The following is a 24,716-nucleotide window of genomic DNA, read 5'->3' on the forward strand; positions in this document are numbered from 1 at the left end:
GAATACCTATCGGTACCTTACTTTTAAAATCATTAAAATTTAAAATTCCAGGTCACAGAAGGAATTATACCGAATAAAGCGATACGGTAAGCCTCCGTAATATTAGCATTATCCTCATTCTCTCTAAAATCAATTAAGTACGCATTTTTTCTGTTGTATGCATTATAAAGCCCAAAAGACCACGATGAGGAATACCTTTTATTGAGCTTGGCACCTGGATCGTAAGTTGCAGATACATCAAGACGGTGATAATTAGGCATCCGATAACTATTGCGATCTGTATAATAAAACAAGGTTTTACCGTCTACCTGATATTTTCCAGAAGGAAAAGTAACCGCATCACCTGTGTAGTAAACAAATGTAGAGCCCAAAGTCCATTTATCTGTCAGCTTATACATCGCTACTAAAGCGACATTATGAGTTTTATCTTGTCTGGCATTGAACCATGCTCCATTATTAATCTGATCAAATTGACGCTCACTTTTCGATAGCGTATAGCTCAACCATCCTGTTAATTTTCCTTTATTTTTTTTCAAAAACCATTCTACGCCATAAGCTCTTCCTTTACCGAATAATAATTCTCCATCCAACATTTCGTTTGCCTGTAAGTCAGCACCATTCTTAAAATCAATCTGGTTTTGCAGATCTTTGTAATAGGCTTCTACCGAAGCTTCATATTTTGCATTTTCAAAATTCTGAAAATAGCCTAGTGATACTTGATTTGCTAACTGTGGTTTGATGTTATTGGAACTTAAAACAAATTGATCTGTTGGAAGGCTTGATGTCGTATTCGTGAGCTGATGCAAGTTTTGAGAATTACGATTTAAGGATGCCTTTATACTTTGATTGTCATTGAACATATAATTTAATGACAATCTTGGTTCTACAGTGAGATAATTTTGAATTATCTGATTTTTCTCATAAATAGTTTTCTCTGTGGCATTTCCATCAGCATCAAAACTATAGATGGTACCTGGCCCTAACATACTATAGTTATTAACGCGTATACCGTACAATGCTTTAAATTTATCTGATATAGACCATTCATCTGACACGTAAACAGCCGTCTCCAATCCTTTTCTTGGTTCGATCTCAATTGTGTTTACTGCAGATCCCTCTCCCCCAAAAAGACTGGCAGGACGAATTGTCTGAACAGATGCTTGAACTCCAAACCGGATCTGATGATCATTATTAGGATAATATTGAAAATCTTGTTTAAAATTCAAATTTTCAATCTTTGAAGTGATTTTGAAGTTTGAATTATCTTCAATATTCACGTTGTAATTAAAATCGCTGTAGATAAATGTTGTGTTACTAAAGAGCTTATTAGTCCAAACGTGATTCCAGCGTATCGTACCAGTCGCATTACCCCAATTAAAATCAAACAAATCACTATAGGCCATGGCATCTTTTCCAAAATAACCAGATAGAAACAAGGAATTCTTATTATCAAAACGATAATTTACTTTAGCATTCAGGTCATAGAAAAACAATTTGCTTTTGTTTACATCTTCATCCTTCGATAATTTAAGAAATAAATCGGCATAAGTTCTACGTCCACTAATCATAAAAGACCCTTTGTCTTTTACTATAGGTCCTTCCACTTTAAGTCTAGATGCGATTAAGCCCACACCTCCTTCTACACCAAGCTCTTTGTTATTTCCATCAATCATACTGATGTCCATAACGGAGGAAACCTTACCTCCAAAATGTGCCGGCATACCACCTTTATAAAAATTCACATCTTTAATCGCATCAGAATTAAATGTAGAGAAAAAACCAAATAAATGTGACGCATTATATACCGCTGCTTCATCTAGTAATATTAAATTCTGATCACCCCCACCACCACGCACATAAAAAGAACTACTGCCTTCTCCTCCACTTGTCACACCTGGTAGCAATTGAATTGTTTTTAAAACGTCTTGCTCTCCAAAAACAACGGGAATATTTTTAATATCTTTTATTTCTAATTTAACCAAACCGGTTTGCACACCAGATACATTACCGATCTTCCGTCTTCCTGACACCACAACTTCTTCAAGCTTTCTTCCTCCAGGGGTCATATCAACATTGAGTACACTATCTCGATCAATCACAACATTGAAAACTTGCTCATCAAATCCAACATAAGATACAGCAATAGATTGATTTCCGGCAGGCAACTGAATGGAATAGAATCCATAATTATTTGTTCTTGCAATCTGACTAGAATTCAAATCCCGAATTACTGCTCCAATTAGAGTTTCACCATTAGTTGCGTTTTTAATGTATCCAGAATATTGGAATTTGCCCTGAGCAAAAATTTGAGAAAAAAATAAAAAGAACAAGACAAAAAAGATAGGTCTAAGAGATCGTAACATTATTTTGATTTAGTGTTTACCAAAGATAAAAAAAGCCTTGTGGTTAGCAAGGCTTTGTGTCATAAGTTTATAATTAATTAATAAAGATTTTGGAAAAACAAAAATAAATCATTTATTCATAATAGCCAATTATTTATTAATTTTTTACAAAAGTATCTTTTTTTATAAAGAACTCATTGAAAAATGCCATCTGATAAATGATTGATTTAGACCAATAATCCCAGTTATGAGCACCTGACCGGGTAATAAATGTATGTGGAATATTGTTATAATCTAATTTATCATGAATTGCTACATTTACTTTATAGAAAAAATCTTCCTTCCCACAATCTATGATCAAATCCAATTTGTTGGGTTCAAGCAAATGCACTTGATTGATAACTGATTTATTCTCCCATTCAACAGGATGAGCCGTATAGGTTCCGATTCTACTTTTGATATTCCAATTCATAGGAAAAGGACGAATATCCAATCCACCAGAGGTACTTCCGGCGGCACCGTATATATCCTGATGATTAAGCGCTAATGTCATGGCTCCATGTCCTCCCATGCTCAATCCTGTTATTGCTCGTCCTGATCGATCTTTCTTTGTTGAATAATTAGCATCAATGTGAGTTATTAATTCTTGACTAACAAAAGTATCATACTGATAATTTTGATCACCTTTTACGTCCCAATACCAGCTATCAAATCCTCCATCAGGACAGACAACTATGTATTGATAGTTATCAACAAGCTTTTTTACAGCAGGAACATTATTTACCCAATTATCATAACGTCCACCAAAACCATGAAGTAGATAAAGCACGGGATATTGATTTTTCTTATCGTATTTTTCAGGTAGAATTACAACAGCCTTTATCCCTTTAAGCATACTTTTACTATTGATTGTTAATGTATCTACAGTAGCGGCATGACCTTTAATGAGAAATAAAAAAAATAGTGCCACTAACCAATATTTGAGTTTCATGTTCATTGTATTATTGTTTTTCAAAAAAATAAAGTGATGATTTAAGTCCAAACGGACGTTCACTGATGGTATAAAATCCTTCTCCGTTTAATCCAAAAGTAATAGCTTCCCCTTGCGGTTCAACCTGATAAGGAATTAATGTTGGTTTCCTAGACAGAGCCTGTTCAATAGAATCGTTCCTATTTCTAGTCCAATAAAATATTTGCGTTAAGTTCTTAATTATTATCGCACTACCTGTAGGACTAATATTTGCGGAAGTTGTAAAAGTAAATGGCAATGTTTGAACGGGTGTCAATAGGCTGAAATTCTTTTTCACATTATTAAATATTGTAGCCTTGTAAACTGTTGATTGAAAATCTCTTTTCGAAATAACATAAAGCTGACGATCGACGGGATCAACAAATAAAGCTTCTGCATCCCGAGGACCATTCTTATATCGCAACGTAACGGTACGGATTACTTTCTTCGGAATATGAATTAGCGTATCACCATGCTGATATGTTGGCTCAGGAAATATGTGAAGTTTTATATTTTCACGTTTCGAATTATTATCTCCAATATCTGCTAAAATTAAAAATGAATTTCCATTGATGATTACGCGCGCGATATCTTCACAGTCCTTCACAACAATGGATTCTAGTTCATATGTACATAGCAAACTACATTTCTTATCGATCAAATAAACCCGAGCCTTATCTCCACTATCATTGTGCACCCAAAAACAGGATGATTGTTTCGCACTGATAATTCCGGACAATTCATTTAATTTCCTATCAGAAATCTCACCTAAGGCCACCTGCGATTTAAAGAGCTGTTTGCTGGTTTGGGTAAATGCGATATGAAATTGTAAAAACAAAAAGGAAAAAACAATAACTTTGTTTAATAGGTTCATGCGTTAAAAATACAATATTTTTTAATCAAACAACGTTTTCTATTTACAAATGAAGCATATGATCAAATTTTCATCTCTAATATTTTTACCTCTTACAGCATTTAGTTTAACATCTTTGGCGCAAACAAATGATTTTACCATTAAAATGAAAAGCGGTATCCAGAAAGAGCAGGCATTGCAGGTAAAATATTATAATAGTGCAGATTGGGAACCTTTTTATGCTAAAATAGAATCTTTCACTTACGATCCTAATTATAATTATGAACTGCGAATTAGAAGAACAAAAGTAGCGAATTCACTACCTAATAAATCTAGTTATCGTTATACTCTGCTAAAAACAGTACAAAAATCTGAGGTCAACTCGGATAAAATGACCTTAGAAATCAATGATAAATGGGTAGATTGTCAGGGCGTAGGGCAAATGAAATGCTTACAGGTAAGATCTACTCCCAAAGATGATTGGGAATATTTTTACAGTCATATAAACGGATTTGATTACGAAGAAGGTTATATTTATAAATTAATAGTGAAGCGTACCAAAATCGAAAATCCTCCGCAAGATGCTTCAGCTTATCAGTATGATCTTGTAAAAATTGTGACAAAAACAGCAAGTAAAAACAAAAGATCTTTACCAACAGCCGCAGTATTCTTATCTAGACATAAGTGGAAATTGATTAGTTTAAATGGAAAAGACGTAGCGAAATATAATGCTTACCTACTTTTTGACGCTGAAAAGGGCCGGATATCAGGAAACTCGAGCTGTAATAATTTCTTTGGACCCTTTATCATTACTAGTAATACGATTGAGTTTCCAAATATAGGAACAACGATGCGGGCATGTATGGGTGATAATATTGAATCTGACTTATATCAAATCCTTGAAAACAGAGAACTTCATTATGATATAGCGGAGCAGACTTTTAATCTTTATATTAAAAATAAACACGTTGCAATTTTCGGTCTTACAGAAAAATAAGTCTTCAATAATGCTTTTTACAAAAACAAATATGTAGGATGATGTGTTTTACAATAAAAAGATCGTAATTATGTCATATACAAAATTCACAAAACTGCATCAGCAGAGTAGCTTGCTGATTTTAGGAAATGTCTGGGATGCACAAAGTGCTAAAATAGCGGCATCTGCCGGATTTCAGGCTTTAGGGACCTCCAGTCATGCAATTGCTAATTCACTTGGCTATGCCGATGGAGAGCAAATACCTGTGAATGAGTTATTATTTGTAGTCGAAAGAATAGTGAAATCCGTAAAAATACCTGTTTCTGTCGATTTTGAATCTGGTTATTCGGACAACCCATTTGAAGTTGCTAAATATGTAACACAGCTTTCTGAAATGGGCGTTGTAGGAATCAATTTGGAGGACGGAAAGGTGGTTAAGTCTGGACGCAAGCTTGGTAAAACAGGTATTTTAACAGAAAAGATTGAGGCAATTAAATCGACTACTAAGAATATATTTATTAATGCTAGAATTGATACCTTTACCACTAAACATGAAAATGCGCTCGAAGAAACTATTAAAAGAGCGAAAATTTATGAAGAAGCAGGTGCTGATGGTTTATTTGTACCACTAGCAGAAACTAAAACAGATATCGAAAAAATTGTTAATTCAACACGTTTACCGCTTAATTTATTTCTAACAGATAAACTCGCAAAACCCGCTGTATTAGCAGAACTAGGTGTGAAAAGACTGAGTCATGGGGCAAAAATTTACGAATATTTAGTCGCTCAAAACACAAAACTATTTCATGATTTTTTGGCAAATCCAAAACTTCCTAAATAATATTTTATAACAGCTATTTTATTAATTTAAATGGCTGTTATAATTTTATTCCTCACTCAACTGCTGTAGTGCTTCTTTAAATTTAGTTGACTTAAAGTTCATTCCCCCTACATGTTTATTTACCAGTACCCCTTTTCTATCCAGAATAATTGTTGTTGGTATAGATTTCGTTTGCAAATCCACCGGTAGCTCTGTTTTAATACGATATACTGGAATACTATACTTTCTTTTTTTCATAAAATGCTCCCCTTTAACTGCATTGCCGTCCATATCTACTGCCATGAAAATGATATTCCTATTTTCTCTCATGTCGAGATAAAGTTGATTCAGTCCCGGCATCTCAGCTAGACAGGGCATACACCATTTTGCCCAATAGTTGATCACAACAACCTTTCCTTTCAGATTGCTTAAATTGATATCCTCACCATTACTATTTTCAAATAAAACATCATAATCTTGTTGCAATCTTGATGAATACTCTTTTATATTTATGGAAACAATAAAGGAGGAACAGATAAATCCAATCATCAAAATTAACCATCCTACATTTTTTTGGTATACGCGCATAACATTATTTATAGTCTAATGTCAAAAATAGAGTTTTTCATCAACTTTTATAATAGCATTAACTAAACACCGACCTCACAATCAAAAGATTAAAGAAATAAAAGATAACCTTTTGCTGTATTCCTTAAAATGGTAATCTTATTTTAATATATAATCGCTATATTCATTTAAACAAACTGATACATGATCAAAAATAATCAGCTTACAACTAACATATCAAAGAAATATGCTTACAATAAACAATTACGAAGATTATAAATCCTATGAAGGAAAGCTTTTGGGATTATCAGAATGGCACAAAATTGATCAGAAACAGATCAATAGTTTTGCAGATGCTACTCTAGACCATCAATGGATTCATGTCGATAAAGAAAAAGCTGAGTCCGAAGGACCTTTCAAATCTACTATTGCGCATGGATACTTAACACTCTCACTCATCCCCTACCTTTGGAAGCAGATCGCCGAGGTTAGAAATGTGAAAATGGAGATTAATTACGGTATTGAAAATCTAAAATTTGGCCAAGCTGTTTTAGTTAATAGTGAAGTTCAGTTGCAAGCAAAAGTAAAATCTGTCACCAATTTAAGAGGTGTTATAAAAGTTATTATTGAAGCTACATTATTGATTAAGGACAATGCTAAACCTGCATATGTAGGTGATGTTATATTCCTTTATCACTTCATGTAGTAAATATACAAAGCATCCATGTTCATATAATTGGACATGGATGCTTCGTATATTTAACAAAAGCTAAGCGGGAGATACCATATTCCGCTTAAGTTTTTTATACATACTTTTAAGCGATGGTGATAAAAAAATAACAATCAGAATACCAATGCTGATGAGTGACATCAATTCATAATAATCCATTGCAAAACGTACAAAAGCCTGATTTTTGACACGTTCTGTCACCAATTTGACCGCTGTTGCATGTTCATGAAACTGAAGACCATTTTTCAGCAACGTTGCACTTTCTTTTTCAAAATAACGCTGTAAAATGATATTATTCTGCTGCAGATAGTCTTGAAAAACCATCTGATGTTGATTGGTGTCAAATAATTTGAAGAAATTTTGTAAACCGATACTACTGGTATAGCCCAAATACCGTATAGCCAGACAAACCGCCGCCGCAGAAACGGCCAAATGTGACTTCACACTCGCTATTGTAAATAAAATAGTAGGCACCATGATCAATCCAACCCCAAATCCGTGGAGCCATAAAGGAATCCAGAAATAATAATCGTTCCCTTCGCTTTCAAAAGAAAAAAACATCACCTGATGGAAACTCAATAAAAAACAATAACCTAATATCCAGATCCACTTGACTGCTTTATGGGCAACAATCCAGTACATGGAAAATAATACCCCCATTATAATTCCTAAAATATTAAACCACTGCACATAGGATAAATGGATCGGATCTAGTTTTAAAACCTGAGAAAAATATTGATTGGACACGGAAAGTGAAAATCGTTCGATATACATCATAAAAAGGATCAATAAGCCTAAAAATAAGCGTCGATTTTTAAAGATGGAAATATCAACATACACGCGTTTTAAAATCATCTGACGAATAATAAAGCAAATTAACAAAGCAATCCCCAGTAACAATGCAACCTGCATATGCTGATCCGAAAACCAGTACACTTCTTGTCCATACACCATAATATAACCAAAGGCAATGATGACACCACTAAAATAGATACTACTTGGCCAGTCTAGTGAAAACAAAGGATAAGGTCTAATATGACGTATTGATTTCATTGAAATCAATACCAGTAATAAGCCCGGCATAAAAGCTAACGCAGCATAAAGATATAGTACATCGAAATTAAAGGAATCAATAAACTCTGCAGTAACAAAACTGTTAAAAGGAGAGCTGCAGAGCAACATTCCGAAAAAGATAGAATAGGTTACCTCCTTGGCTCGCTCACTATTTAATCTTGAAAAAATCATCGATATGGATAGGTTGACCGCACTTGCAAATAACATTCCCTGTAGAAAGCGCAAAGCATAGACCCAGGTAATATCCGTAATCCAGTACATCAGAAAACAATTAAATATCTGTAATAAGTTGAATATAACATAATATTGCTTTACTGGAAAAAAGAGGAAAAAACGTCTTTCTAAAATATAAAAGCCAACAAATCCGGCATAGAACAGAATTATCAAAAACTGAACATCGCTGGGCTGACTGCCATAATAACCTGCAGTAACTTGAATATTGGCTCCGGGCAAAAAGAATAATACCATACTCGGCATTAAGCAACTGAATAATATTAGCTTAATCAGCCATTCCGGAACCCATTCCTTAAATATCTCTTTCACTACTTTTTATTTTTAACAACCGATACATTGACATTCATGCCTGAGCGCAAGATTTGTTCACCCTGCTTTTTATCCAATTCAATTCGCACTGGAACACGTTGTACTATTTTAACAAAATTTCCAGTTGCATTATCAGGAGGTAACAACGAAAAAGAAGAGCCTGTAGCAGGGGAAATTGAAATAATTTTCCCTTTAAAGACTTGATCGGGATAAGCATCAGCGATCACCTCTACCGAATCATGAATACGCAGATAGCGCAATTGGGTTTCTTTAAAATTTGCAGTCACCCAAGTCGGTGTCTCAGCATTAACAATAAATCCCAATACTTCACCAGCATTAACCATCTGACCTTCTTCTATACTCCGTTTGCCAATCATACCGTCATAAGGAGCACGAACCACTGTGTATCCAACATCCAGATGTTTTCTTCCTGCCGCAGCAGCCAGTCTATTCTTTTCTGCACTGACTACTGTTTTTTGCACTTCGACATCTCTGACACGCTCTTGCGAAGCTTCCAATTTATGCTGAAGTGCGGCCAATTCACTTTTATACACGTCTAATGTCGCTTTCACATCTTCCATTTGCTGGGCTGTGGCAGATTTTTCTTCATAAAGAAATTTATACCGATCATACTCTAGTTGTTGCTTCGTTACCCTAGCCTCATTTGCATCAATAGATTTCTTTAATGATTCATGCTCCTCCATTAGGATCTGCTTTTGACTGCTCAACACATTCATTTCAGCATGCTCTTTGTATACAGAAGCATTAGCTTGATCGGCCTCGTATCTATATTCACGTTGATCAATAATCAGCAACGTATCACCGCGTTTTACAAATTGGTGATCATGGTAATGCACAGAGACAATGTACCCTCCCACTCTGGAGATAATGGGATTGATATACTGAGTTACCTGGGCATCATTTGTGTAAGCATAGTTTAACCGAATCCATAATGTGCGTCCTCCCCAGAACAATAATGCACATAATACAAGAGCTGCGATCCAGTTCGTTAATTTTGTCAACTTAGCATCGGTCAATAACCAACGAGATTTAGGTTTCATTAAATAGTACCTTTTAAGAATTCAATAAAATAATAGTGTTTCTGTATTGCTATTTTAGCAGTTTCGAGTTCAAATAACGTTTTTAGATGCTCCATGTCTGCGTCTAACAGATCTGTGACAAGAGCTGATGCTTTAAAATAACGGTTTTTGATAATACGAGCATTTTCTTTGGCAAGACCCACATTCTTCAAGCACACATCTCGTTGTACACAAGCTAATTTATAATCCAGATGTGCTTGCAAAAGTTGACGTTGCATATGCTCTTCTTCTAGATGATGCTTTACTTCTTCTCTATCCAATGCAACTTTCGCGACTCTAACGAGATTTTTATTGCGATAAACAGCTGAAATTGGAACCTTCAATTTGAGGCCCACGATTCCTAAATTATACCAACTATCATTATATGGATATAGAAATATTTGTGGATTGGCAAAAGTAAAATTACCAGCAATACCAAGTTCTGGTAGATAATTTGCTTTAGATTGCTTAATTGCCAGCTGTTTTATTTTCACTTCCTGTTCAGATTGCTGCAACACAAAAGCATGGTGTTTAGCAAAAGCCCAAGATTCATCATAACTTTCAACCCTTACCATAAAATCATGCGGTATTGGAACGATTGTGGCATCGCCACCAATAATGAAATTTAATCTCTGATTGAATGCTTGAATATCATGGTCAATTTGAACCAGCAACAGTTCGCGTTTAGAAAGTTCCAGTTCCATACGCAATACATCACTGTGGAGTAAAACACCCGAAGTATATAAATTTTTTATCTCTTTTAACTGTGCTTTCTGATCGACAATATCTGATTCAATTAGGGTTTTATCCATATAAGATCTTTCTAGATCTAAAAAGAGATTACAGACATCCAATTTAATACGTGCTTTATCATTTGCCCAAGCAATAGAAGCAAGCTCCTGTTCCAGTTTTCGGGATTCGATTTTCATTAAATCTTTATGCCCATTGTAAAGATTTAGATAAAAGTCAATTCCCGTATCATATAAATAATGAATGACATCGTGTTGACTTGGTTTGTTAAATAGTCCATGATCATAAACGGGCATATTAGTTGCATAACTGGCAGCACCGTGTAACGAAATTTCGGGGAGTAATTCCATTCGCTGTTGCTGGATCGCCAATTTACTTTCTTCAATCCGCAAATAGGACGTTTCTATTTGCTTGGAATTCAGCAATGCCTTACTGATTATATCTTCTAAAGATGTTCGTAACGTATCAGAAGCCTGTACTTCTGAAATAGCAGATAACAACAACCCAATTGTTAGCACCCGCTTTACCATGCTGGTAATAGATATCACTTTCGTTTTTATAAAAATTTTGCGTTGCAAACATAGAGACTATTTGGATAAATAATTTCTTCACAATTGCCAATATATTATGCATAAAAGACAAAATCAAATAAATGATACACCAAACAACTCAATTAAGACACGTTATAAAAACGTAATAATTCTCTTAATGAAAATTAAATTCCACAATAGAAATATACTTACCATTCATGCTGTGTTTTTTTCTAATATAAAGCCCATATGACGTAAAAAAGGTCTATTGAATTACGGGAATGTATTCAGCAGACCTTTTCCTTATGGTATCATATATTTTTTAGCTAGACCAAACCATAAAAACCTAACTTATTCCTTGGCAGGCTATAATAAAACAGTTATAATTTAAGAACAGATTTTAATCAAAATCAAAGAAATCTGAAAGAAATGATTTCTTCTTTTTAGGATATTGTTGATGTTTATTATGGTCATCACGATGACCCTCGCGGTAATGTTCACGATAATCGGATCTTTCCCTATTGCTATGCTCTGTACGGAGCGATCGATCTTCATAAGTATTTGAAGATACTTTGTTTTGCTCAGCGGCATAAGACATCAGCTTATCAAGTTCTCCTTTATCCAACCAGACACCTCTACAAATAGGGCAATAATCAATTTCAACCTGATGACGCTCTGTCATCAATAAAGTTTCGTTGCAATTTGGACATTTCATATTTTTCTATTTCTAATTTTTCAATTAATTAAATAGCAATTTACTGAAATTAAGGTTGTGTTCTAGCAACGATGTCCCACATTTCACATTATTTAACAGGATATTTCATTTTGATATAAAAATAGTAGTTATCCGTTGCATTTAGTGTCATTGATATTTTTATATCGTTATCAAAATATCAAGAATAACATGTCTTTTACTTTACAATACCTTTAAAAATGTTCTAAAAAAAGAGAGAAATAAAGCATATCTTTGCAACATGATTAATGTATCCAATCTTTCTCTTCGCTACGGTAAACGCGTATTGTTCGAAGATGTCAATCTAAAATTCACGCCTGGTAACTGTTACGGTATTATTGGTGCCAATGGAGCTGGAAAATCGACTTTCTTGAAAATTGTTTCTGGAGAAATTGATCCTTCTACAGGTTCCGTTGCTTTTACACCTGGCGATAGGATGTCGGTATTAAGCCAAGATCACTATGCTTTTGACGAATTTACAGTTTTGGAAACCGTAATGATGGGTAATCATGAGCTGTACAAAATCATGAAAGAGAAAGATGCGATCTATATGAAAGAAGATTTCTCTGATGCTGACGGCGAACGCGCTGGTGAATTAGAAAGCTTATTTGCTGAAATGGACGGCTGGAATGCTGAATCAAATGCCGCAACACTCTTAAGTAGTTTAGGTATTAAAGAAGAATTCCATTATAAATTAGTTTCAGAAATTGACGGTAATCAAAAAGTACGTGTCTTATTGGCGCAGGCTTTATTTGGTAAACCAGATATTTTGATTCTCGATGAGCCTACCAACGATCTTGATATTAATACAATTGCATGGTTAGAAGATTTCTTAGCTTCTTATGAAGCTATCGTATTAGTTGTATCCCATGATCGTCACTTCTTAGATGCTGTATGTACGCATACAGTAGATATTGATTTTGGTAAAATGACCATCTATACCGGTAACTACTCTTTCTGGTACGAGTCTTCTCAATTAGCGTTGAAACAACGTACTGATCAGAATAAGAAAACTGAAGATAAGGTTAAAGAATTGCAGGAATTTATTCGTCGCTTCTCGGCCAATGCATCAAAATCAAAACAAGCAACTTCACGTAAGAAAGCTTTAGATAAGATCAACATTGATGAAATTAAGCCTTCTAACCGTAAATATCCTGCGATCATGTTTAATACCATGAACAGAGAACCAGGAGATCAAACTTTACAGGTAGAAGGATTGAGCAAAACAGTTAACGGCGAAGTTTTCTTCAAAGACATCACCTTCATGATTAACAAAGGTGATAAAATTGCAGTATTAGGTGCAAATTCATTGATTACTTCGGCATTCTATGATATCCTTACAGGACGTGACAAAGATTTCAAAGGAGATATTAAATGGGGTATTACGATCACTCCTGCAGATATGCCAATGGATAATTCACCTTTCTTCGAAGGTAGAACAGAAAATCTGGTTGATTGGCTAAGAGATTACACAACAAACCCTGATGCTGATGAGCAATTTATTCGCGGTTTCTTAGGTAAGATGTTGTTCTCTGGAGAAGAAGTCTTGAAAAAATGTTCAGTACTTTCCGGAGGTGAGAAGATGCGCTGTATGTTCTCCAGAATGATGCTTCAAGGTGCAAACTTCTTAATCTTTGATGAGCCAACGAATCACTTGGACTTAGAATCCATTACTGCTTTGAACAACGGTATGGTAGATTTTAAAGGTTCCATGTTATTCACTTCTCGTGACCACGAATTAACTGAAACGGTAGCAAACCGTATTATTGAATTAACGCCAAAAGGTATCATCGACAAGTTGATGACTTACGATGAGTATATTAATAGTGAAGTTGTACAGGCACAGCGTGCTGAAATGTATAAATAAGAATTATTATCTATAAAAAAGAGAGGCCTTGATTGTTATAATCAAGGCCTCTCTTTTTTATAATCTATATTAATTTGAATAAACTCCAAAATCAGCTAAATGTGAATAGAAGAAATTACCCCACGAACTTGTCGACTCTATTTTTAGATACTGTGTATTTAGTACCGATGTAAAATCTACATTGATCCAACTTCCTGACACTTGTATCAATTGAGCTGTTTTTACCAACGACCAGCTAGTACCATTTGTACTTGAGTAAATATTAATATCCTTCATCGCCCCGTTTAGGTTATCCCGATTTCTAAAAGCGACTCCTTTTACAGATCTCAAAGCCCCCATATTCACAGAAAAATAATGCGGCTGTGGCGTTTGAGCTGACGACCAAGGCGTATGCCATATTGTACTTCTATTTTTATCTAAAACGTTGCTTGCAGGCGCACCATTTTCTTGACTATCAGCTGCTATGATTGACCAGCCTGTTGTCGGTAACAAGTTGTGAACAACAACTTTAGACAAATCAGGAAGATTATTGACAAAACTATATAAGTAACTATAAGTCGACCGGCTACCGTTCTCATGCATAAAACCAATACGAAGCTGATAGTCTCCAGTTAAATCGTAAAAATCCGCCAATGGGCACTCAAATCTAAAGCTGTCAACGCCAATCACTTTAGTCGACCATTGCACAGCATCATAATCCTGATTGCCACCATATGGACTTCTATCATGCCAAATCACGACATCTTTCACCGGCTTAGTCGCTGTAAACTTACCTGAAACAATAATTTTATTGCTAGCTACAGAAGCTGATAATGATGTAATATCTACAGAGGCTGCTTGGTACCAATCTGTACGTGTTACTGTACTGAATACTTGACTATTATTAAATGTTGCTGTAGTAGCTTGTGTCAGCGAAGTTGTAGAGATGCCATAAGTCGAATTACCACTTCCCATCAATGCCGTACCTAAAGTAGGAGCCAATGTTTTATTCATGCGGTTATGGCTAGCGTTAAGACCATGACCTAGCTCATGAATCATTCCTCCAATCCATACTGTTGCTTTCCATCCGATATCGCCACCTATTCCTAAATTTTTAGCGTCTAAATTCACATAGTCCAGCGCATAACATGTGGTACCCGTTCCATAAAATGGCGGACCTCCTGGATTCGCCGGATCACTATTGTAAGTAGGAATGACAATCAGATTATGCTCACTTTTCTTTGCAGAAGGATTTAAAGCATAGTAAGCATCCACTTCCGATTTCACTGCGCCACTCCCCCCCTCATAAGGATAAGTTGCTTTTCCAAAATTACCTGAAACGTAGATAATGTTAATTAAAGAATCGTTGATCAGATCCAAACCAAAAGATTTACGACCAAAACCTTCGCGGTCCATGTTCGAAGCAAACATTTCCTGCGCATCGAGTAATATCTTACTCAAGCGCTTTCTGAAATTTGGTATAGAATCCAAATCATTCGGCACAAAGTAAACAACATTTAATTTGTAGGGATTGTTGCGCCATTCATTAGTCAAATTAAGCGCTTGCTTTTTTCCTAGACCGGATTCATCCTTGTCATAATTACTCAAATCCTGTGTAATGTCTTTACAAGAGAATACAGTAAGTAGCACTATACTACAGAGTACGTAAAAAGATTTATTCTTCATATTTTATGTTATAATGGTGTTAACCGAATTTATAAAAGACAAATCATTTTAAAAAAAATTATTTAAAAAATATAATATTTTACTTAACGCAAACGATTGTTTTTCGCAATCAACTATACTATTTGTAACAAAAGCATAGTAAAAACTATTTCACAACCAAAATATTAATTACTATTAAAGAAAAATTACAAGCAAATTGATCAACGATGAGGTCATAAAACTGATTTTTCTTATAGTGAATGTGGCTTATAATTCATTTAGGCAAGTAAACATAGAATAGATTTAAATTTCTAGTAGAGGTGTTCAAAACCTGAATCATTAATAGCTAGATTGTTTTTTATTCCAGCCTCCTACTTACATCCAAAAAAATTATTGTGATTCTTTTTATCTTTCTTATATAGCGGAAAGATGTTAATGATATAATCAAACGAAAATAATTACTGCAGGTAGCTTTTATACGAAAAAAATCATAAATTTTTAACAGATCAAGATTGAATATTTTATATTGATTTTTAAAAAAAAACCTTTCTAAACGTAACTTTAAACAACATTCACATTAAATTATAAGCACTCAATTACAGATAGTTAAAAACTAATAATTACTATTATTTAAAAATAAATGCTGTAATATGAAAACTAAAAAATATATTTGTCTACCAAATCGATAGATTTAATATTAAATATGAAAAGAACATTACTAAATTTTATTATCATCGCGATTATTGGGGTGGCCAAAACTACTCCATCTTTTGCTCAAGGGTCCAATATTATTGAACTCACCGGTCATATTATTGACCAGAACACAAAAGAACCTTTGCCCGGAATTACCATTACAATTCAAGGAACTGTAAACGGAACATCAACGAATAACAAAGGTGATTTTAAACTCAACACAAAGGCAAAATATCCTTTTACATTAAAAGTATCTGGAGTTGGTTTTGAAACAAAAACTTACGAAGTAACAGGTCCAGAATCCAACTTAAATTTAGCATTATTGACGCAAACGATTCTCGGAAAAGAAGTGGTAGTCACGGCATCACGAACACAGGAAAGTATCTTAAAATCTCCTGTTTCAATTGAAAAATTAGATATCAGAGCTATTAGAGAATCACCTGCCCCTAGTTTTTATGATGCACTAGAAAATGTTAAGGGTGTTCAAATGACCACTTCAAGCATTACTTTCAAAATTCCAAATACTAGAGGTTTCAATATCCCTAACAACTTTAGATTTGTTCAGTTAGCTGATGGTGTAGATATGCAAGCGGCGACATTAGGTGTTCCATTAGGTAATGCCATAGGTCCCACAGAATTGGATATTGCAAGTATAGAAATAACTCCTGGCGCTTCTTCCGCTCTTTATGGTATGAATGCCATTAATGGGATGGCTAATCTATTGACCAAAAATCCGTTTTTATACGAAGGATTAAGCGTTTACTCCAAAAATGGGCTAAATCATACCGGCGGTACTGGTCGAGAATTGAGTAATTTGACAGAGAATGCCGTCCGTTTTGCCAAATCTTTCAATAATAAATTTGCATTCAAAGTCAATCTTAGCTATTTAAGAGGAACAGACTGGTTGTCTAATTCTTATCAGGATCAAAATCCAAACACATTAAACACAGCAAACCCTAGCTTCCCAGAACTTTCGGGAAGTAACAACCCCGCCTACGATGGCTGGAATATTTATGGTGACGAAAATAATAATGCTGTGACCCTTTCGGGTTTGAACATTAATGGTAAAGCAAATCAATCTCTAATTGTGAGACGTACAGGTTACAAAGAGGAAGATCTTTCAAAGCCTACAGTTGAAAATTTAAAATTTGATGCCGCATTACATTATCGCCTTACTGAAAATGCGGAATTATCTTATAGCTACCGATTTGGTCAAATGGATGGCGTCTTTCAAAGAGGAAATAAAATTCAATTGGATAATGTAAAGGTTCAAAATCATAAATTAGAATTAAAAGGAAATGACTATTCTATAAAAACCTACCTTTCTACTGAAAACACGGGTGACTCCTACAATATTAAACCTTTGGCAGACAATTTAGACCTGACTCATTTATCTAATAATGCATGGCGAGATCTTTATAAAAACTCATTGCAAACACAGTTAAATGAAGGAATATCTTTAACAGATGCTTTAAGAAATGCTAGAATAGTAGCTGACAAAGGTCGTGTAGAACCTGGTACAAAAGATTTTGATGAACTAAAAAATACCATTACTAAAATCAATAATTGGGATCATTTGAATGCAGGTGTTAAAACCGGTACCGCAACAGGTGGTGCTCAATTGAAACAAATGAGCAGAACTTACCACGTTAATGCACAATGGGATTTAAGCCGACACATCAATATTTTCAACTTATTAATAGGCGGTGATGCGACTATTTATGAAGTGGTTCCTGACGGAAACAACTTTGTGGATTTTAAAAGACCTATAGCAGACAGGAGTCAGCCTTTGTCAAATGGTTCTTTTGGTGAAAATGTCTATTACAAAAAAGTTGGGGGTTTTGGACAGATTACAAAATCTCTTCTGGATGAGAAATTAAAACTTTTTGGATCATTACGGGTTGATTATAATCCTGAATTCTCAGCTAAAATTAATCCTAGGATTGCAGCAGTATATACCCTAAAGGAAAAACATAACCTAAGAGCATCTTTTCAAAATGGATATCGCTTTCCTGCTCTATTTGAAGCACTATCATTTGTCAATAACGGAAATGTACGTCGCGTAGGAGGCTTGTCCTATATCAATGAAGGACTTGGATACTTAGATAATTCATATACCCTTCAATCCGTAAATAGTTTTAATGCAGCGGTAAACAAGGATGTCGCAACTGGATTGACAGCTAATGATGCAGCACTTAAAAACCGGGGACTTTTAGCTGTTACAAATTTAAAGGCAACAGAGCCAGAAAGTATCAAGTCTTTCGAAATTGGCTATAAAGCGGTATTGTTTCAAAACAAACTAGCTATTGACTGGGATCTTTACAGCAATGTCTATAATGGATTTTTAGGTCAGGTAGAAGTCGCCGTCCCATCTACAGATAAGATCACAACAGATGCATCTGTTATTGATATGTTAGCTAGTAATAGATCCAAACAAACCCGTTACCGTGTTTATACGAATGCTAAAAACAGTTACAACAATTATGGAAGTTCTCTTGGTATTACTTATAACTTCAGTGGTAACTATACAGTATCCGGCAATATTAACTACAGTGATATTACTAAAAATAAAGAATCTGATTTATTTGTTACCGGATTCAATACTCCTAAGTGGGCATCTAATCTATCTTTCGGAAATAGACAGATTCTGCCAAACGTAGGTTTTAATCTTGTTTGGAAATGGCAGGATGCATTTGACTGGGAAAGCCCGCTTGTTAATGCCCGTGTCTCCGCTTATAATAATATCGATGCACAGGTTAGTTACAAGATGCCTAAAACAACTATTAAACTTGGTGGAAGTAATATATTAAACAATCATTATATACAATATGCAGGTGGACCGACACTTGGCGCTTTATACTATATGGCTATCACTTTTGATAACATCTTAACGAAATAATATTCCCTCCCCCCTTCTATTATAATTGGTTTAATCCTCCTCATCTCTCGATGACGGAGGATTTTTTTAAACTTTATTTTAAGTAAAGCCCAAAATACCATACCCATGCTATTAAAATAAGCTGCATCGGAAGTCTTTGTGCATATAAATAATTCATCCCCGGCCCCGTATAATCGGCTTTAAAAATATTGATCATCTTTCTCGAAGAATTAACATTTGCAATGAAGACGACAACAAAAAAGATAATGAGCAATATTGCAGTGGTTGCTCTTAATGAGGGTATCATCAATCCGATTCCAGCGGCAATTTCGAGTACTCCCGTTAAGTATACTAAAAATAATTTTGCAGGAATAAAATCTGGCATCATCATCACCATACCTTTTTGAAATCTAAAATGCGACAAACCAGTGAAAATGATAAAAACAGTCATACCAAGATTACCTGCAAATAAAAAATCCCAAAAACCATAGACTAATTTTGTGCCTATCAGGGCAAGAAAAAAAGCTGTAAAAAGAATAATTAATAATTTCATAAGTCGATCATTAGTTTGTCCTAATCTAAATCTTGTTTTAAGTTTACAAGTGCATCACTTGAGAAACAAATAAATTAACGATTTGTTACAATCAAAATGATCTGGTAAATTCAGTTCTTTTCATTAGCACTATTTTTCAGATAAACTTTTATCTGTTTTTTTACATTAATCCGAAATTATTCACAAAAAAAACAGCCGTATATATATTTACGGCTGTTTCTATTCTTTTAAGTTTTTATCTTATTTAGTGTAAGCTTGATGTATCCACTTTGTTCTTACCTTGTTTGATCATCAGCACGAATGGTACACAGGCTATGAATAATATCCCGATGTATAAAAACACATCCATATAAGATAAAACAGTAGCCTGCTTCATGACTGAACCTTCTAATAATTGATAAGCTTTTCCTAAGGCTTCATTCGGGGTAAATCCTTTAGCTATAAAACTAGCCTGCATCTGATTGATACGTTGCTGTACCTCAAAATCAGTTGGATCTAAATTAGCTAATAAATTAACCCGATGGCTTTGACTAAAGCGAGAAATAAATGTCGTAATCAAAGCAATACCAAATGAACCACCCAATTGACGCATCATCCCCGTAAACGCCGCTCCTTCACCAATACTTTTACCCGATAAGGTCGACAATGATAAAGTCATTACTGGCACAAACAAGAGACCTAAGCCCACGCCTCTAAATATTAAAGGCCAAAACATGTGTTCCGCTCCCGTATCATTCGTCAGACGGCTGTACATCACAAATGAAAAACCAAAGAATACACATAAACCTATCGCGACCATATATTTCTGAGGAACCCCATTCTGAATCATCTTACCGATAAAAGGCATCATGAAACCAGTCATCAGCGAACTCGGAATAAGCAGTAAACCTGCATCTGTTGCTGTCCATCCCAAAATAGACTGGGTGTAAATCGGAATAACAAATGTCGAACCGAACAAGCCGAAACCGAGTATAAAGCTCATCACGACACCAACCTGTAGATTTTTATCCTTTAAAACCCGCAAATTAACAATCGGCCGATCATAGGTCAGCTCTCTCCAGACGAAAAACAGTAATCCTAAAACTGATGTAACCGAAAGGATAACAATTGTACTATTGGAGAACCAATCATCCTGCTGTCCATGTTCCAGTACAAACTGTAAAGAACCAATAAACATAATCAAGAAAACCACACCCCACCAATCCACATCTTTAGCAGCTTGTTTTTCACCATATTTAGGACTCTTAACAAATGTAAGCGTCAAAAGAACAGCAATAATACCTAAAGGAACATTGATATAAAAAATATAAGGCCAAGAGAAATGATCTACGATATAACCACCTAGAGGAGGACCTAGCGTTGGTCCAACAATAACCCCCATTCCATATATGGCCTGCGCCATACTTCTCTTTGCCGGAGGATAACTTTCGGTAATAATAGTCTGAGCAGTAACTAATAATGCTCCACCACCCATTCCCTGTATAAATCTAAAAAATACCAGTTCCCAAATATTGGTTGAATTGCCACATAAAAACGAAGCAACCGTAAAAATAATAATAGAGGCTGCAAAATAATTTCTGCGCCCAAACTGTTGCGATAGCCAACTTGTCATGGGGATCACGATCACATTCGCGATTGCATATGCTGTAATGACCCAAGCGATATCCGTTAACGTCGCACCCAATGTTCCTTTCATATCATTGAGAGCAACATTGACGATGGTGGTATCCACAATCTCCAATAAAGCACAAAGAACTGCTATAATGGTGATGATGACACGCCGATACCCATATTCAATGAGACTATCCTGATCAAGTGTAGCTGTCATAATCTTATTTTAAGTGAACGTCAACGTCAGCGTTCATTCCTGGACGCAATAAAGCAATATGATCAGCTGTGTTAGCTTTCGTTAATAATATCTTCACAGGAAGACGCTGTACTGTTTTCACAAAGTTACCAGTAGCATTATCCGGAGGAAGTAAAGAAAATTTAGAACCTGTTGCCGGTGAAAATGAATTCACTTCACCTTCAAATTCGATGTTTGGATACGCATCAACAGTAACTGCTACCTTTTGTCCAATTCGAATATCATTCATCTGTGTTTCTTTGAAATTAGCAACAACCCAGGTCTCATGATTATCAACAATGTAAAATAATGCTGCTCCAGGATTAACCATTTGTCCAGGTCTTATTTTTACATTAGAAATCTGACCGTCTACAGAAGCAGTAACTACTGTATACGAAAGATTCAATTTAGCGGCGTCAACAGCTGCTTTAGCGCGTTCAATATTAGCCTGTGCTACTGCTGTTTGTTTACTTGCGACATTTGTTTTACTCAGCACAGCCTGACGTTGTGAATTTGACGCATTTCGCTGTTGTTTTAAAATCTCAACTTGCTTCTCCGCCTCTAGCTTAGTTGTTAAAGCCTGTTCATATTGCTGTTTTGTAATTGAATGGTTATTATAAAGATTCGAATACCGGTTGAAATCATTTTGAGCTTGTTCTGCACGAATTTGCGCAACATCAATACTTCCAATATTAGAACGAACCGTCGCATCAGAAATCGCTACATTAGCAGAAGTGGCATTTACATCAGCTTTCGATACTTCAAAAGATCCCTCTGCGCCCAACAAAGCAGCTTCAGCTTCTTTTACCTTTATCAGATAATCCTGTGTATCAATCGTAAATAATGTATCTCCCTTTTTAACAATATCATTATCCTTTACATATACTTGTGCAATATAACCACCTACTTTAGGAATGATCGGGTTCATATTTTTATCAACCTGTGCGTCATCTGTTGTTTCATGCGACTGACTGTGAATGTATTTATAACCACCATACCCTCCTCCAACTAAGATAAGAGCAATAAGAATGAAGACAAATTTCTTATTTGATGGTTTCTTTTCTTCTTGATTTTCCATTGATATTTATAATTATTTTGTTGTTAATTGACCATTTACTAAAAGTAAATCATAATATTTCTCTACAGTATTAGCTTTAGAAATCGCTAAATTAATTTTTGATTGTAGCTGTTGAACATCCGCTTCTAATAAATCATCTGTATCCGCTACACCATTATCATATTTATCCTTTACAATACGATAATTTTCATTCGCTTGATTTACGGCCTCTGTATACAATTGATTTTGAGAAATCATTAGGTGATAATTTTCATTCGCCTGTTGTACCTGAACTTTAATTTTGTCGTTCATAATAACTACATTTTCATCCACTTGACTTACTTGATTACGGGCGATATTGACATTCTTCTTATTTTTATAAAGTGATCCAATATCGTAAGAAACTCCTACACCAACATTCACCGCATTTTTCACTGTTACCAAATTATGTACATCCAGTGCAGCATACCCACCCGTTAATGCTATTTTTGGCAAAGCATTAGATTTCTCAATATTAACTTTATTCAAAGCAATATCATGTTGTGCCTGTAAAGCTTTCAATTCATTTCTATTGGCCAACGCGGTTTGAACATCAGAAAAATCTCCTACTACAGGTGCCTCATCCAGATTGATCGCAGAAACTTGAGTTGCCTCATCTAATTTTAAAAAATTAACCAACTGGTAATTTAAAACATTCGCATTTTTTTTTGCTTCCTGAAGAGAAACCTTATAATTAGACAATTGCAATTCAGCTTTTAAAAGATCATTTCGTGGAATGATCCCATTCGCCTCCATCGCTTTAAAATCTGTCACACGCTGCTCAGATCTTTTAATATTTTCTTCCATTAAAAGTGCAGTCTGTTGCGCTTTATACAAATTGATATACAAGCTAATACCTTGTTCTGCCAATTGATCTTTTAACGCTAAAGCCGAGAACTCCTCCATCTTCACAGCATTGCCAGCTGCTGCGATACTATTTTTAATTTTTCCACCTGTATAGATGGGCATACTTACAGAAGCCTGTCCCAGCATTAACTGATTAGCTTTAATATCCATCGGATCTGAAGATGATGATACAGGTATCCGAAGTTTAACATCCGGAGAAGTCATTGCTAAATATTGTCCGCTCAACTTAGCGTCAGGAAGTAAACTATTCTTTGAAGCATCCAGCTCCAATTTTCTTCCTTTAATTTTTGTTTCTGAAGCTTTTGCTTCTAGACTTTGTGTCTGAGCAAGACGGATTACTTCTTGCAAAGTGAGTGGATCACCCTGTTGCGCAAATGCCCCCCCCTGTAGACAGAAAAGTAAGAGTGCCAACTTCCCTATTTTAATATTCATATGTTAATAAAGCTTTAATCGTTCTTTGTAAGTGGATTACTAAAGTTGACTCCATATATTGACTATACTCCTCATCAGTAGTAAGATTTAATTCTGATTTTAGAAAAGATCTGTTCATCTGAAAATTCATGAACGTCCCCATCATTGTGGCATGTATCAAGATTGGATCATTACCTGATCGAAACTCGCCAGCATCTACTCCTTTTTGAAGAATACTTGAAATGACATTTAAATTGTGCTTTTTTAAATTTTTATAGGAGTCGGAAAGCATCAACCTTTTTTTCACTCCAGCTTCTATTGCCAAAATATGATAGATCGCCAGACTAGAATTCATATATTTAATATAAGATTTCACCATCTCGTCAAGGATATCCATCACAGGAATAGTTAATTGTAAAATACTCTCATCCATCTTGAATTTTTCAACCCGGTAGGTAAAAAGATCATCTAACAATTTATCCTTAGAACCAAAATAATAATTGATCATCGCGACATTGACCTGGGCTTCATGTGCTATATCACGTACAGATGTACCATCAAATCCACTTGTAGCAAAAAGCTTTTCTGCGACATGCAATATTTCTAATTGTTTTTCACTGAATTCCATTATTGGGATTTTAAAAACCGTGTGCAAATTTAAACAAGCGTTTAATTTAAACAAGCGTTTAATTTAAAATTTACAAAAAGATAACATTAATTCGATATCATTGTAAATAAGATAAATAACATTGATTTACATTAGTTTTTCCATAAAAAAAACCTTCCTCAAACAAATGAGAAAGGTTTTTTATAAAAATATTGAATCGATTTAAATCGTTATTTCCTGTAAAATTT

19 protein-coding genes are annotated in these 24,716 nt (G+C 34.9%); 5 read left to right on the top strand and 14 right to left on the bottom strand.

Annotated features, from left to right (window positions below):
• Positions 1-32: 32 nt before the first annotated feature.
• From ACFS6I_RS02800 to ACFS6I_RS02810, 3 genes are all read right to left on the bottom strand, one after another.
• Positions 33-2,363 carry a TonB-dependent receptor gene (locus tag ACFS6I_RS02800; RefSeq protein ID WP_380918043.1) on the bottom strand — a complete coding sequence of 777 codons (2,331 nt, stop codon included), beginning with the start codon at positions 2,361-2,363 and terminating at the stop codon, positions 33-35.
• Between the two features lie 136 nt (positions 2,364-2,499).
• On the bottom strand, positions 2,500-3,339 hold the full coding sequence (locus tag ACFS6I_RS02805; RefSeq protein ID WP_132843334.1) for an alpha/beta hydrolase: 840 nt from the start codon (positions 3,337-3,339) through the stop codon (positions 2,500-2,502).
• 4 nt (positions 3,340-3,343) lie between these two features.
• Entirely contained in the window at positions 3,344-4,225 is an 882-nt protein-coding gene (locus ACFS6I_RS02810; protein WP_380918045.1) for a hypothetical protein, read from the bottom strand.
• Between the two features lie 58 nt (positions 4,226-4,283).
• Between ACFS6I_RS02810 and ACFS6I_RS02815 the strand changes: the two genes are divergently transcribed.
• On the top strand, positions 4,284-5,201 hold the full coding sequence (locus ACFS6I_RS02815; protein WP_165902446.1) for a DUF4377 domain-containing protein: 918 nt from the start codon (positions 4,284-4,286) through the stop codon (positions 5,199-5,201).
• Positions 5,202-5,271: 70 nt separating this feature from the next.
• Positions 5,272-6,021, top strand: coding sequence for an isocitrate lyase/PEP mutase family protein (locus tag ACFS6I_RS02820; protein ID WP_132843329.1), 750 nt, complete (start codon positions 5,272-5,274; stop codon positions 6,019-6,021).
• 45 nt (positions 6,022-6,066) lie between these two features.
• On the opposite strand, the gene ACFS6I_RS02825 is transcribed toward ACFS6I_RS02820, so the two are convergent.
• Positions 6,067-6,588: a TlpA family protein disulfide reductase gene (locus ACFS6I_RS02825; RefSeq protein WP_380918048.1), complete on the bottom strand. Its 522-nt coding sequence runs from the start codon at positions 6,586-6,588 to the stop codon at positions 6,067-6,069.
• Positions 6,589-6,814: 226 nt separating this feature from the next.
• On the opposite strand from ACFS6I_RS02825, the gene ACFS6I_RS02830 reads away from it, so the two are divergent.
• Complete coding sequence (locus ACFS6I_RS02830) at positions 6,815-7,273, top strand: MaoC family dehydratase (RefSeq protein WP_132843326.1); 459 nt, start codon at positions 6,815-6,817, stop codon at positions 7,271-7,273.
• A 63-nt stretch (positions 7,274-7,336) separates the two neighbouring features.
• Here ACFS6I_RS02830 and ACFS6I_RS02835 read toward each other — a convergent pair whose 3' ends face one another.
• The 4 genes from ACFS6I_RS02835 to ACFS6I_RS02850 all read right to left on the bottom strand — a co-directional run bounded on the left by ACFS6I_RS02835 (position 7,337) and on the right by ACFS6I_RS02850 (position 11,988).
• Positions 7,337-8,914 carry a hypothetical protein gene (locus ACFS6I_RS02835; protein ID WP_380918050.1) on the bottom strand — a complete coding sequence of 526 codons (1,578 nt, stop codon included), beginning with the start codon at positions 8,912-8,914 and terminating at the stop codon, positions 7,337-7,339.
• On the bottom strand, positions 8,914-9,975 hold the full coding sequence (locus tag ACFS6I_RS02840; protein ID WP_380918052.1) for an HlyD family secretion protein: 1,062 nt from the start codon (positions 9,973-9,975) through the stop codon (positions 8,914-8,916). The genes ACFS6I_RS02835 and ACFS6I_RS02840 overlap by 1 nt, the downstream gene beginning before the upstream one ends.
• On the bottom strand, positions 9,975-11,273 hold the full coding sequence (locus ACFS6I_RS02845; protein ID WP_380918054.1) for a TolC family protein: 1,299 nt from the start codon (positions 11,271-11,273) through the stop codon (positions 9,975-9,977). The genes ACFS6I_RS02840 and ACFS6I_RS02845 overlap by 1 nt, the downstream gene beginning before the upstream one ends.
• A gap of 400 nt (positions 11,274-11,673) precedes the next feature.
• Entirely contained in the window at positions 11,674-11,988 is a 315-nt protein-coding gene (locus ACFS6I_RS02850) for a TFIIB-type zinc ribbon-containing protein (protein ID WP_132843318.1), read from the bottom strand.
• A 259-nt stretch (positions 11,989-12,247) separates the two neighbouring features.
• On the opposite strand from ACFS6I_RS02850, the gene ACFS6I_RS02855 reads away from it, so the two are divergent.
• Complete coding sequence (locus ACFS6I_RS02855; RefSeq protein ID WP_132773672.1) at positions 12,248-13,873, top strand: ABC-F family ATP-binding cassette domain-containing protein; 1,626 nt, start codon at positions 12,248-12,250, stop codon at positions 13,871-13,873.
• Between the two features lie 69 nt (positions 13,874-13,942).
• Here ACFS6I_RS02855 and ACFS6I_RS02860 read toward each other — a convergent pair whose 3' ends face one another.
• A complete protein-coding gene (locus tag ACFS6I_RS02860; protein ID WP_380918057.1) occupies positions 13,943-15,538 on the bottom strand; it encodes a discoidin domain-containing protein in 1,596 nt (531 codons plus the stop codon).
• A 682-nt stretch (positions 15,539-16,220) separates the two neighbouring features.
• Between ACFS6I_RS02860 and ACFS6I_RS02865 the strand changes: the two genes are divergently transcribed.
• Positions 16,221-19,109 carry a TonB-dependent receptor gene (locus ACFS6I_RS02865; RefSeq protein ID WP_380918059.1) on the top strand — a complete coding sequence of 963 codons (2,889 nt, stop codon included), beginning with the start codon at positions 16,221-16,223 and terminating at the stop codon, positions 19,107-19,109.
• A gap of 73 nt (positions 19,110-19,182) precedes the next feature.
• On the opposite strand, the gene ACFS6I_RS02870 is transcribed toward ACFS6I_RS02865, so the two are convergent.
• The 5 genes from ACFS6I_RS02870 to ACFS6I_RS02890 all read right to left on the bottom strand — a co-directional run bounded on the left by ACFS6I_RS02870 (position 19,183) and on the right by ACFS6I_RS02890 (position 24,489).
• Positions 19,183-19,641 carry a DoxX family protein gene (locus tag ACFS6I_RS02870; protein WP_380918061.1) on the bottom strand — a complete coding sequence of 153 codons (459 nt, stop codon included), beginning with the start codon at positions 19,639-19,641 and terminating at the stop codon, positions 19,183-19,185.
• 244 nt (positions 19,642-19,885) lie between these two features.
• Complete coding sequence (locus ACFS6I_RS02875) at positions 19,886-21,469, bottom strand: MDR family MFS transporter (protein ID WP_021188462.1); 1,584 nt, start codon at positions 21,467-21,469, stop codon at positions 19,886-19,888.
• Positions 21,470-21,473: 4 nt separating this feature from the next.
• Positions 21,474-22,565 carry an HlyD family secretion protein gene (locus tag ACFS6I_RS02880; RefSeq protein WP_380918063.1) on the bottom strand — a complete coding sequence of 364 codons (1,092 nt, stop codon included), beginning with the start codon at positions 22,563-22,565 and terminating at the stop codon, positions 21,474-21,476.
• A 12-nt stretch (positions 22,566-22,577) separates the two neighbouring features.
• Complete coding sequence (locus ACFS6I_RS02885) at positions 22,578-23,882, bottom strand: TolC family protein (protein WP_380918065.1); 1,305 nt, start codon at positions 23,880-23,882, stop codon at positions 22,578-22,580.
• Positions 23,872-24,489, bottom strand: coding sequence for a TetR family transcriptional regulator (locus ACFS6I_RS02890; RefSeq protein WP_132843309.1), 618 nt, complete (start codon positions 24,487-24,489; stop codon positions 23,872-23,874). Before ACFS6I_RS02890 ends, ACFS6I_RS02885 begins: the two co-directional genes overlap by 11 nt.
• Between the last annotated feature and the right edge of the window lie 227 nt (positions 24,490-24,716).

This window comes from Sphingobacterium anhuiense, assembly GCF_042686355.1.
Lineage (GTDB): Bacteria > Bacteroidota > Bacteroidia > Sphingobacteriales > Sphingobacteriaceae > Sphingobacterium > Sphingobacterium anhuiense.